The sequence below is a fragment of the Mycobacterium sp. PO1 genome, from assembly GCF_017312405.1.
In the GTDB taxonomy this organism is placed as follows: Bacteria; Actinomycetota; Actinomycetes; order Mycobacteriales; family Mycobacteriaceae; genus Mycobacterium.
Map to the genome: position 1 here is coordinate 113,176 of NZ_BLTG01000016.1, position 10,334 is coordinate 123,509.

The following is a 10,334-nucleotide window of genomic DNA, read 5'->3' on the forward strand; positions in this document are numbered from 1 at the left end:
GGGCCTGCGACAGCCCGGAGGAGGTCGACATGCGAGAGCTCAAGGTCGTCGGACTCGACGTCGACGGCAGGCGGATCATCTGCGAGACCGACGACTCCACCGAGAAGTTCGTGCTGCGCTCCGATGACCGGCTCAAGGCCGCGGTCCGTGGCGACAGAGTCGGCTCGAACCAAACCACGATCGATGTCGAGGTCCACAACGTGCTGCGCCCCAAGGACATTCAAGCCAGGATTCGCGCCGGAGCCTCCGTCGAGCAGATCGCCTCGGCCTCGGGCGCCGACATCGAGCGGGTGGAGCGCTTCGCGCATCCGGTGCTGTTGGAGCGCTCCCGCGCCGCGGAGCTGGCCACGGCCGCGCACCCGATCCTGGCCGACGGGCCGTCGGTGCTGACCCTGTTGGAGACGGTCACGACCGCACTCGTCGCGCGCGGGTTGAACCCGGACGACACCACGTGGGACGCCTGGCGCAACGAGGACGGCCGCTGGACGGTGCAGCTGGCGTGGAAGGCGGGGATGTCGGACAACGTCGCGCACTTCCGCTACGCCCCGGGCGCCCACGGTGGCACGGTGTCGGCCTTCGACGACGCCGCCTCGCAGCTCATCGACCCCGACTTCAGCCGGCCCCTGCGCCCCCTGGCGCCGGTTCCCCAGCTGGCGCTCGAAGAACCCGAGCAGCCCGCCCACCCACCGGTCGAGCAGCACATCGAGCCGGAGGAAGAGCCCCAGCCGGCGCCCAAGCCTGCGCGTGCGCGCAAGAGCAAGGCGCGCCCGGCCGTCCCCGCCTGGGAGGATGTGCTGCTAGGCGTTCGCTCCAGCGGCGGCGAGCGTTAACAGCACTATCCATCCGCCCGCGACACCGATCCCGGATCCCAGCACGAACCACCGCCACACCGGTATCGCCCGCCAGCCCCACACCGTCGGCGCCAACCCGCCCACCGCGATGAGGTTGAGCCCCACCGCGAGCAACGGGTGCACCCGGGCCAGACCGATGCTCAGCACCACGATCGCCGTCCCGATGACCGCGGCGACGAAGGCTGCGACCGTCAGTCCCGTCGCCCACGGCGTGGCCTCCTCACGTGTCCTCATCGGCCGGTCCTATCCCCGGTCCCGCTCGTAGAACGCCAACGCCGCGGCCGTGGCCACGTTGAGTGAGTCGGTCCCCCGCGCCATCGGGATACGCACTCGCACGTCACTGGCGCGCATGGTGTGCTCCTGCAGGCCAGGGCCCTCCGCGCCGACGAGGATCGCCACCTTGCGGTCGGCCAGACCGTCCATGGCCTCGGCCAGACGCGGCGCGCCCTCATCGGGCGTCATCGCCAGTAACCGGAAGCCCGCATCGCGCAACACCTGCAGGTCAGCCGGCCATCGTGCAGCCCGCGCGAACGGGACGAGCAACGCGTGCCCCATCGACACCCGCACAGCGCGCCGGTACAGCGGGTCGGCGCACCCGCCGCCGAAGACCACCGCGTCCACCCCGAGGCCGGCGGCATTGCGGAAGATCGAGCCGAGGTTCTCGTGGTCGTTGACCCCTTCGAGAACGGCGATCGTCCTGGCCCCGTCGAGCACCTGGGCGACGCTCAGCTCCGCGGCCCGCGACGCCGACGCGAGAACCCCGCGGTTGAGATGGAACCCGACCACCTCGGCCATCACGTCGGCCTCGACCCGGTAGTAGGGCGCCGACACCCCGGGTAGGTCAGCGCCGAGTTCGGCGAGTCGCCGGTCGGTGCCGAGCAGCGCGCGGGGAGTGAACCGCGACGCCAGCATCCGCTGGACGACCAGGACGCCCTCGGCGATCACCAGACCCTTGCCACTGGGCAGGTCGGGCCTGCGGTCGACACTGTTGAGGTCACGGAAGTCGTCGAGCCGCGGGTCGGCGGGGTCGGTGACGTCGACGACGTTCAACTCGGACACGTGGTGAGCCGTCATGCGGCGACGGTGTGACCAGCGGCTATCACAGCCCCGACACTACCCAGTCGGCGCCGCACCCCGTGGGTTAGGTTGACGGCATGACCGAGGAGACGCCGGGCGCGGCGGCGGAGAATCCGCAGCCACCCGAGCTGCCGGCCGCGTTGCTCGACCCGCGGCCGGTCATCGTGGCCATCGCATGCGGGTGGCTACTTGCGCTGGTCCTGTCGTTCACCGTCGAGTCGCTGCACACCTGGCGGCCGATCACCATCGCAGGGCTGGGTGTGGGCGTGCTTGGCACGTCGATATTTCTGTGGCAACGTCACGCCGTGCGCCGCGGGAGCCGCGGCGCCCAGCACGGCCTCACCTGAAGGAGAAGCTCATGGCAGCGCCGCTGTTGCAGGCACAGATCGACATCAACGCACCCGTCTCGCGAGTATGGGAACTGGTGTCGGATTTGGGCAACATGCCGCGGTGGAGCCCCCAGTGCCGCCTGATGAAGCCACTCGGCGGCATGCGCCAGGGCGCCCGCACCGTCAACGTCAACCGGCGCGGACTGCTGTTCTGGCCCACCACCAGCCGCATCACCGAGCTCGTCCCCGAGAAGAAGCTGGCCTTCCGTGTCAACGAGAACGGCACCGTGTGGAGCTATGAGCTGCAGCCCACAGAAGCCGGCACGCGGCTGGTCGAGACGCGCCACGCCGAGAACGGCGTGAAGCCGATCTCGAACACGTTGGTCAACTCGTTCATGGGCGGGGTGCCCAGCTTCGAGCAGGAACTGATCGAAGGCATGAACTCATCGCTGGCCCGCATCAAGGCCGCGGCGGAGAACTAGTCGGGCTGCTGCCCAGCCTCGTCGGCGGGTTGCTCCGCGGCTGCGTCGGCGGGTTGCTCTGCCGCCGTCTCGGCGGGTTGCTCTGCCGCGTCGGCGGGTCGCTCTGCCGCCGCGTCGAGGGGTCGCTCTGCCGCCGCGTCGACGGGCTGCTCGACGGCCTCCTCCGCGGGCTGCTGCACCGCCTCGTCGGCCGGCTCCTCCGGGGCCTCTTCGACAGGCTGCGCCGCGGCTTCCTCGGCCGCGCGCGCACCCTCGTCGGTGACGTCGAGGACACCGTCGTCGTACGGGTCGTGCAGCGGCGAACCAGTTCCCGCCGGCGCCGGAGTGTCCGAGTGTGCGCCGCAACCGAATTCGGCGTCGACCACGTGACCGTCGGAGGCGAACTCGTTGGCGCACACGCCGAACATCAGACCGAGCTCGCCGCCCAGCGGAACGTAGAAGCCGCAGTCGCGACAAACCCGCCGGGTGGCGCGCGCCATCGACGCCCCCGGGCCGTGGTCGCCGTCGTGCCATCGCTGTGCCGCGTCCCGGCGGCCCCACAGGCTCAACACCCGACGCCGGCCGAGTCCGACCTCGGTGGCCACCTCGTCGACCATCGGGTCACCGGTCGCCACGTAGCCGGGCACCAGGCGTGGGTCGTCGGGCGGCGGGGCCAACAGATCGCCTGGACTCAGATCCCCCGGCCGGATCCGTTCCTCCCACGGCACCCATTTCGGCGCCAGCAGCGCCGTCGGGCCCGGGACGAGCACGACTTCACTGATGGTTGCGTGCTCGGCGCCGGGGCACGCGGCCACCACGACGGCCCATTGCCAACCGCGATACCCGGGCAGCTCGGCGAGGAATCGGTGTGTCGCCGACGTCGGGTCCTCGAACTCGGCGCCGAGATACTCCCCCACGGTGCCCTCGCCGCTGTGTTCCTCGATCGCCGCACGCGCCGCGTCGACGGCGCCGGTCAGCACCGACTGCAGCCCGGGTGCGACGTCTCCGGACCACGGCGCGGTCACCGGCTCGGGGCCGGTGGCGCTCTGAGTCAGGTCCTGGTGAGAGGGTTCGGTCACGCTGTCCATTGCCCTCAATCTTGCCCGAAGGACACAACGACAAGCCACACCGGTTGCCCTTGCGCACCCTGTCGGCTCGATGAGGGAGAATCGACACGTGACCGGAGCGCGGCGTGATCCCCGGGACCCTGAGGGTCGGCAGGGTGGGCGCTACTACCCACCGCGCCCCCCGGCCGACGAGCACCCCGGCATGGCCAACTACCCCAGCGATCCCGGCCTGAACCCGGGTCTGCGCAGGCCGCGCCGCACCGGTCCGGATCGGCACAGCGACAATCGGTGGCTGCCGCCCCTCGATGAAAGCTCGCGCCATCGCGCCTCCGCGGAGGGCAGCTACGACGGCTCCGACGGCCGGTTGGGAACCGCCGACAAGATCACGGTGACGCGTGCCGCGGCCCATCGCAGCCGCGAGATGGGCTCGAAGATGTACGGCCTGGTGCACCGGGCCGCGACCGCCGACGGCGCCGACAAGTCGGGGCTGACGGCGCTGACCTGGCCCGTGGTCGCGAACTTCGCGGTGGACGCGGCGATGGCCGTCGCATTGGCGAACACGCTGTTCTTCGCCGCCGCCACCGGCGAGAGCAAGAGCCGCGTCGCGCTGTATCTGCTCATCACGATCGCGCCGTTCGCGGTCATCGCCCCGCTGATCGGACCGGCCCTCGACCGGCTGCAGCACGGCAGGCGGGTGGCGTTGGCGGGCTCGTTCGTGCTGCGCACGGTGCTGGCGGTGGTGCTGATCGCGAACTACGACGGGGCGACGGGCTCCTTCCCGTCCTGGGTGCTCTACCCGTGTGCGCTGGGCATGATGGTGCTGTCCAAATCCTTCTCGGTCCTACGTGGCGCGGTGGCGCCGCGCGTACTGCCGCCGACGATCGACCTCGTGCGGGTGAACTCGCGACTGACCATGTTCGGACTGCTGGGCGGCACGATGGCCGGCGGCGCGGTGGCGGCGGCCGCCGAATGGGGGTTCAACCTGTTCCAGATGCCCGGCGCCCTCTACGTGGTGGTGGCGGTCACCATGGCCGGCGCGCTGTTCTCCATGCGGATCCCCAAGTGGGTCGAGGTCACCGAAGGCGAGGTACCCGCCACGCTGGGCTATCACGGCGGTTCCGGTGAGTTCCTCCGCGAGAGCGCGCCGTCCCGCTTCGGCAAGGCCCGCCAGCCGCTGGGCCGCAACACCATCACCGCACTGTGGGGAAATTGCACCGTCAAGGTGATGGTCGGTTTCCTGTTCCTGTACCCGGCTTTCGTCGCCAAAGCCCACGACGCCGGCGGGTGGGAACAGCTGCGGATCCTCGGCTTGATCGGAGCGGCCGCGGCGATCGGCAACTTCATCGGCAATTTCACCGCTGCCCGCATGAAGCTCGGTCATCCGGCGCAGCTCGTGGTGCGCTGCGCGATCGCGGTGACGGCGGCGGCGCTGGCGACCGCGGTGACCGGCAGTCTGTTGGTGGCGGCCGCGGCCACGCTCATCACCTCGGGTGCCAGTGCGATCGCCAAGGCGTCACTCGACGCGTCACTGCAGGATGATCTGCCCGAGGAATCGCGCGCGTCGGCGTTCGGTCGTTCGGAGTCGCTTCTGCAACTGGCGTGGGTCGCGGGCGGCGCCACCGGTGTGCTGATCTACACCGACTTGTGGGTGGGTTTCACTACGATCACCGCGGTTCTGATCCTCGGGTTGGCCCAGACGGTGCTGAGTTACCGCGGCGAGTCCCTGGTGCCCGGCTTCGGCGGTAACCGCCCGGTGCTGGCGGCGAAAGAAGGTGTGCGCGACGACGCAACGGTGGTGACCGGAGAATGAAGCGGGGAGTCGCCGCGCTCGCGGCTGTGGCGCTGCTGGCCTCGATCGGTACCGCCGTGCTGGTGTGGCGGCTGTCCAGCGACAGCGATCCGCACCTTCCCGAGATCTCGGCTTACTCCCACGGAGAGCTGACCAGGGTGGGGCCGTACCGCGTGTGCGAGGTGCTCGACCCGACCGATTGTGTGGTTCCCGCCTCGCAGGGCGAGTTACCGGTGAGCGGTCGTCACCCCGTCCAGTTGTCGGTGCCGCAGGAGGTGGCGAAAGCACCGTGGGTGCTGCTGCGCGCCTTCGAGGACGGCGACCGCGTCGAGGAGTTCCGGCCCGCCAGCAGACTCGCCGTGACGATCCCGACGGTCGACCCGCAGTTGGGCCGGCTGCGGGGCATCGCCGTGCAGCTGCCGACGTTGGTGCGCGACCAGGATGGCAACGAATTCCCGGTGCCGCACGCGGAATGGTCGGTGCGCACCACCTGGGATCAGCCCGCCGAGTGACCCTCGGGGACCCGCTCCCCTTCCCGCGTCGGCCCCGGAGGCGTTCCGTCACCGAAAGGTTTGCCGCCCAGCGCTTCCCGCCCGTGGGGCGTCAGCCAGTTGGACAGGTCGGGGCCCTTCGGGACCACACCTGTGGGGTTGATGTCGCTGTGCACGAGGTAGTAGTGCTGCTTGATCTGGACGAAATCGATCGTGTCGCCGAAGCCGGGGGTCTGGAACAGATCGCGGGCGTAGGCCCACAACGCGGGGAACTCGGCGAGCTTCTGGCGATTGGTCTTGAAATGGCCGTGATACACCGGATCGAAGCGGGCCAGGGTGGTGAACAGCCGCACGTCCGCCTCGGTGATCGTGTCGCCGACCAGGAACCGCTGCCCGCTCAGGCGCTCTTCGAGCCAGTCCAAGGCGGTGAACAACCGGTCATAGGCGCGCTCGTACGCCCGCTGCGACCCGGCGAAGCCGCAGCGGTAGACACCGTTGTTGATCTCGGTGTAGACCCGCTCGGCCACCTCGTCGATCTCGGCACGCAACGGCTCGGGATACAGCTGCGGCGCGCCGGCGCGGTGGTGGGCCGACCACTCGGTGGAGAAGTCCAAGGTGATCTGGGCGTAGTCATTGGTGACCACCTGACCGCTCTCGATATCCACCAGCGCGGGGACGGTCACCCCCTTGGGATAGTCGGGAATCCGAGCGTTGTACGCATCCCGGAGGTAGTGGATGCCCAGCACCGGGTCGACCTCACCCGGATCCAGATCGAACGTCCAGCTGCGTTCGTCGTGGGTGGGACCACAGAACCCGATCGACAGCACGTCCTCCAGGCCGAGGAGGCGGCGCACGATGATGGTTCGGTTGGCCCACGGGCACGCCCTGGCGACGATCAAGCGGTAGCGGCCGGGCTCGACGGGATAGCCGTCCCTGCCGTCGGCGGTGATACGGGTGTCGATGTAGTCGGTGTCCCGATTGAATTCGCCGTCGGAGCTCGACGGGTCGGCCACATAGCTCATGGGGTTCTTTCTACCCCCGCCGAGTCCGAACCAATTGCGCGCAGAGAGTCCGACTCTCCCGAGGTTCGGTCTCGCCGGCTCTCCCCGGCAGCCGCATCAGGCTCGCCGGACCCGCGTTTCAGGCGTCGAGCTCCCGAGCGACAGCCCGCACGACCTCGGAGACCCGGCGGGCCACCTTGCGGTCCGGGTAGCGGCCCTTGCGCAGTTCCGGCTGTACTGCACCCTCGAGCAGCGTGATCATGTCCTCGACCATGCCGTGCAGTTCGTCGGGGGTGTGCTTGTGCTCGGCGGCGGCCGCTTCGCGACGGGTCCGCGACAGACTCGGGGGCGGGTCGATCAGCTTCAGGCTCAGCGCCTGGGGTCCGCGCCGCCCGGCGGCCACGCCGAACTCGACGCGCTGCCCCGCCTTCAGGGCCTCCACACCGGCGGGCAACGCCGAGGACCGCACGTAGACGTCCTCACCGTCCTCTTGCGAGAGGAACCCGAAGCCCTTCTCGGCGTCGTACCACTTCACCCGGCCGGTCGGCACTGGTCTCACCTGCTTGTCTGTCTGAAGCCATAAAGTAAGCGCCCCCGCCTGCGCCGGGACGCGTTCGGCCCTGATCCTACTCGGACGCCGCGGCGGCCAGCATCCCCTTATGTCGGTAGGCTGGCCGTCACCGCTGGAGGAAGACGATGCGACTGATACTCAATGTCATCTGGTTGATCTTCGGCGGCCTGTGGCTGGCTTTGGGCTACCTGCTGGCGGCGCTGATCTGCTTCGTGCTGATCATCACCATCCCCTTCGGTTTCGCGTCGTTGCGGATCGCGTTGTACGCGCTGTGGCCCTTCGGGCGCACGGTCGTCGACAAACCCGGTCCGCGCCCAGGCGCGTTGGTCGGCAACGTCATCTGGATCATCGTGGCCGGTGTGTGGCTGGCGATCGGCCACATCACCACCGCCATCGCGATGGCCATCACGATCATCGGCATCCCGTTGGCCGTGGCCAACCTGAAGATGATCCCGATCTCGCTGTGGCCGCTGGGCAAGGAGATCGTGCCCGTGGACGAACGCCACACCCCCGCCGGAGCCGCCCCGTGAGCGTCGTCGCACTCGGGGTGCCCAGCGTGCACCGACAGGCATCGGACCCGGCTCCGCCGTGTCCGACCGAAGGACCCTTGATCGACACCTTCGGCCGGGTGGCCACAGACCTGCGTGTCTCGCTGACAGACCTGTGCAATCTGCGCTGCACGTACTGCATGCCGGCAGAGGGGCTGGACTGGATGCCGGGCGAGCAGAAACTGCATGCCGACGAGCTGATCCGGCTTCTTCGTCTTGCCGTGACCCGCCTCGGCATCACCAGCGTCCGGTTCACCGGTGGTGAGCCGCTGGTGGTCCCGCACCTCGAGGACGTCGTGCGCGCCACCGCTCGGCTTCGTCCACGCCCGGAAATCACGTTGACGACCAACGGTGTCGGGCTGGCCGCTCGCGCCGAGGCGCTGGCCCATGCCGGGCTCAATCGCATCAACGTCTCGTTGGACACCGTCGACCCGGCCCGCTTCAAGGCCATCACCCGCCGCGACCGGCTCGACGACGTGCTGGCCGGGCTGCGCGCAGCCAGAGCGGCGGGACTGGACCCGGTCAAAGTCAACGCGGTACTCGATCCGGTCACCGGCCTCGACGACGCGGTGGCACTGCTGGGCTTCTGCCTCGACGAGGGGCTGCAACTGCGCATCATCGAACAGATGCCGCTCGACGCGGGGCACTCGTGGCAACGCGACCGGGCGTTGTCGGCCGATGAGGTGCTCGCCGCACTGCGGACGCACTTCACGCTGACCGAGGACCCGGCACCGCGCGGATCCGCCCCGGCGCAACTCTGGCAGGTACACCGGCGCGGGCAGATGGCTGGACGGGTCGGCATCATCGCGTCGGTCTCGCAGGCGTTCTGTGCCGCCTGTGACCGCAGCAGGCTCACCGCCGACGGACAGGTGCGCAACTGCCTGTTCGCGCGTGAGGAGACCGACCTGCGCGCGCTGCTGCGCTCGGGCGCTGACGACGACGCACTCGAAGCCGCGTGGCGCGCTGCGATGTGGGCCAAGGCGGCGGGCCACGGCATCAACGACCCGGGCTTCGTCCAACCGGACCGGCCGATGAGCGCGATCGGAGGCTAGGCGGTGCGAGCCGAGACCACCGACGCCGAGGCGCGGGTCACCGTCCGCTATTTCGCGGCGGCGCGCGCCGCGGCCGGTGTCGAGGACGAGACGATCACCGTGCCCGCCGGGACGACGGTGGGCGAGCTGGTAGAGACGCTGCACAACCGGGGCGCGGGGCTGTCGGCGGTGCTGGCACGGTGTTCGTACCTGTGCGACGGAGTTGCGGTGCGCGACTTGCAGACTGCGCTCGGCGACACCCAGACGGTCGACGTTCTCCCCCCGTTCGCCGGGGGTTGACGGCCCGCCGGGGCCCACCTATTCCGTGATTTGCGTCACATAACAGAATGGTCACGGCATGGCTACGGAGCGGTTGAGGCAACCCGCACCTGCAGGAACAACAGGCCGTGCTGGGCATTTAGAGTTTTATTAGTATTTGCCCCGGTCAGAAACGCCGACGGCGTCAAAAGGTGACGGGATTCTGGTGACCGATTACCGTTCAGAACCAGGCCATCGACCCCCACATCGCGATGGCCCTGCCGCGTGACCAACTGCGCCTAACTCCATCCGTTGGCGCGCGGGGACAACGAGACACCACCTGGATGGAGGCGGGGGACCCATCGGTCCGCCTACACAACGGGACCCGGAGCCACTGGCTCCTTGGGGTGAAGCCGTCGCCGTTTCGGCGACGACGGCCGGGCTACCTCTCCAGCCCGAACCCGACAGCTGACCTCGCAGGCGCCGACGAGAGGACGACGCACACCCATGAGTGGACGGCACCGCAAGCCCGCTTCTTCATCCGTCAACGTCGCCAAGATCGCCTTCACCGGTGCGGTCATCGGCGGTGGCGGCCTCAGCCTCGCCGGAGCCGGCCACGCCGGCGCAGCGACCGACGGCGAATGGGATCAGGTTGCCCGTTGTGAGTCCGGCGGAAACTGGGCGATCAACACCGGCAACGGCTACCACGGTGGCCTGCAGTTCTCCCCCAGCACCTGGTCCGGCCACGGTGGTGGCGAGTTCGCCCCGGCGGCCTACCTCGCCACCAAGGAAGAGCAGATCGCCGTCGCCGAGCGCGTCCTGGCTTCCCAGGGCAAGGGCGCCTGGCCCTCGTGCGGCGG

14 protein-coding genes and 1 riboswitch are annotated in these 10,334 nt (G+C 69.5%); of the genes, 9 read left to right on the forward strand and 5 right to left on the reverse strand.

The features are described 5' to 3' along the window. The first annotated feature begins 29 nt into the window (after positions 1-29). Positions 30-830 carry a septation protein SepH gene (sepH, locus tag J3476_RS07125; RefSeq protein ID WP_207065785.1) on the forward strand — a complete coding sequence of 267 codons (801 nt, stop codon included), beginning with the start codon at positions 30-32 and terminating at the stop codon, positions 828-830. Here sepH and J3476_RS07130 read toward each other — a convergent pair. Then, positions 798-1,085: a DUF2537 domain-containing protein gene (locus tag J3476_RS07130; RefSeq protein WP_207065786.1), complete on the reverse strand. Its 288-nt coding sequence runs from the start codon at positions 1,083-1,085 to the stop codon at positions 798-800. The two genes, sepH and J3476_RS07130, sit on opposite strands and share 33 nt — an antisense overlap. Positions 1,086-1,094: 9 nt before the next feature. Beyond that, positions 1,095-1,925, reverse strand: coding sequence for an RNA methyltransferase (locus J3476_RS07135; protein WP_207065787.1), 831 nt, complete (start codon positions 1,923-1,925; stop codon positions 1,095-1,097). 80 nt (positions 1,926-2,005) lie between these two features. Here J3476_RS07135 and J3476_RS07140 point away from each other — a divergent pair, with 80 nt between their 5' ends. After that, a complete protein-coding gene (locus tag J3476_RS07140; RefSeq protein WP_207065788.1) occupies positions 2,006-2,275 on the forward strand; it encodes a DUF2530 domain-containing protein in 270 nt (89 codons plus the stop codon). A gap of 11 nt (positions 2,276-2,286) precedes the next feature. Then, entirely contained in the window at positions 2,287-2,739 is a 453-nt protein-coding gene (locus tag J3476_RS07145) for an SRPBCC family protein (protein ID WP_207065789.1), read from the forward strand. Here J3476_RS07145 and J3476_RS07150 read toward each other — a convergent pair. Continuing rightward, positions 2,736-3,806: a DUF3027 domain-containing protein gene (locus J3476_RS07150; RefSeq protein WP_207065790.1), complete on the reverse strand. Its 1,071-nt coding sequence runs from the start codon at positions 3,804-3,806 to the stop codon at positions 2,736-2,738. The two genes, J3476_RS07145 and J3476_RS07150, sit on opposite strands and share 4 nt — an antisense overlap. 70 nt (positions 3,807-3,876) lie before the next feature. Between J3476_RS07150 and J3476_RS07155 the strand changes: the two genes are divergently transcribed. Together J3476_RS07155 and J3476_RS07160 are read left to right on the forward strand one after the other, a co-directional pair. Continuing rightward, the gene (locus J3476_RS07155) at positions 3,877-5,595 is read left to right on the forward strand and encodes an MFS transporter (protein ID WP_207065791.1); all 1,719 of its coding nucleotides are present in this window, start codon (positions 3,877-3,879) and stop codon (positions 5,593-5,595) included. Next, positions 5,592-6,086, forward strand: coding sequence for a DUF2771 domain-containing protein (locus J3476_RS07160; protein ID WP_207065792.1), 495 nt, complete (start codon positions 5,592-5,594; stop codon positions 6,084-6,086). Before J3476_RS07155 ends, J3476_RS07160 begins: the two co-directional genes overlap by 4 nt. On the opposite strand, the gene J3476_RS07165 is transcribed toward J3476_RS07160, so the two are convergent. Beyond that, positions 6,071-7,087, reverse strand: a complete 1,017-nt coding sequence (locus J3476_RS07165; protein WP_207065793.1) for a glutathione S-transferase family protein — start codon at positions 7,085-7,087, stop codon at positions 6,071-6,073. The genes J3476_RS07160 and J3476_RS07165 overlap by 16 nt on opposite strands. A 118-nt stretch (positions 7,088-7,205) precedes the next feature. Further along, the gene (locus J3476_RS07170; protein WP_152518660.1) at positions 7,206-7,616 is read right to left on the reverse strand and encodes a cold-shock protein; all 411 of its coding nucleotides are present in this window, start codon (positions 7,614-7,616) and stop codon (positions 7,206-7,208) included. Between the two features lie 146 nt (positions 7,617-7,762). Between J3476_RS07170 and J3476_RS07175 the strand changes: the two genes are divergently transcribed. The 4 genes from J3476_RS07175 to J3476_RS07190 form a co-directional block, all read left to right on the forward strand. After that, a complete protein-coding gene (locus tag J3476_RS07175; protein WP_152518661.1) occupies positions 7,763-8,167 on the forward strand; it encodes a YccF domain-containing protein in 405 nt (134 codons plus the stop codon). Continuing rightward, positions 8,164-9,237 (forward strand): GTP 3',8-cyclase MoaA, encoded by a 1,074-nt coding sequence (gene moaA, locus J3476_RS07180; protein ID WP_207065794.1) that lies wholly within the window; start codon positions 8,164-8,166, stop codon positions 9,235-9,237. The genes J3476_RS07175 and moaA overlap by 4 nt, the downstream gene beginning before the upstream one ends. Before the next feature lie 3 nt (positions 9,238-9,240). Continuing rightward, a complete protein-coding gene (locus J3476_RS07185; RefSeq protein ID WP_207065795.1) occupies positions 9,241-9,516 on the forward strand; it encodes a MoaD/ThiS family protein in 276 nt (91 codons plus the stop codon). Between the two features lie 244 nt (positions 9,517-9,760). Next, a riboswitch (cyclic di-AMP (ydaO/yuaA leader) is annotated at positions 9,761-9,972 on the forward strand. Between the two features lie 9 nt (positions 9,973-9,981). After that, on the forward strand, positions 9,982-10,334 hold a 353-nt coding region (locus tag J3476_RS07190; RefSeq protein ID WP_207065796.1), incomplete at its 3' end, for a transglycosylase family protein.

Excerpts from the sequence above, each read along its gene's own strand:
- J3476_RS07130 (WP_207065786.1), bottom strand. The coding sequence starts at position 1,085 with ATGAGGACACGTGAGGAGGCCACGCCGTGGGCGACGGGACTGACGGTC.
- J3476_RS07155 (WP_207065791.1), top strand. The coding sequence starts at position 3,877 with ATGAGGGAGAATCGACACGTGACCGGAGCGCGGCGTGATCCCCGGGAC.
- J3476_RS07145 (WP_207065789.1), top strand. The coding sequence starts at position 2,287 with ATGGCAGCGCCGCTGTTGCAGGCACAGATCGACATCAACGCACCCGTC.
- J3476_RS07150 (WP_207065790.1), bottom strand. The coding sequence starts at position 3,806 with ATGGACAGCGTGACCGAACCCTCTCACCAGGACCTGACTCAGAGCGCC.
- J3476_RS07160 (WP_207065792.1), top strand. The coding sequence starts at position 5,592 with ATGAAGCGGGGAGTCGCCGCGCTCGCGGCTGTGGCGCTGCTGGCCTCG.
- sepH (WP_207065785.1), top strand. The coding sequence starts at position 30 with ATGCGAGAGCTCAAGGTCGTCGGACTCGACGTCGACGGCAGGCGGATC.
- J3476_RS07140 (WP_207065788.1), top strand. The coding sequence starts at position 2,006 with ATGACCGAGGAGACGCCGGGCGCGGCGGCGGAGAATCCGCAGCCACCC.
- J3476_RS07135 (WP_207065787.1), bottom strand. The coding sequence starts at position 1,925 with ATGACGGCTCACCACGTGTCCGAGTTGAACGTCGTCGACGTCACCGAC.
- J3476_RS07165 (WP_207065793.1), bottom strand. The coding sequence starts at position 7,087 with ATGAGCTATGTGGCCGACCCGTCGAGCTCCGACGGCGAATTCAATCGG.
- J3476_RS07175 (WP_152518661.1), top strand. The coding sequence starts at position 7,763 with ATGCGACTGATACTCAATGTCATCTGGTTGATCTTCGGCGGCCTGTGG.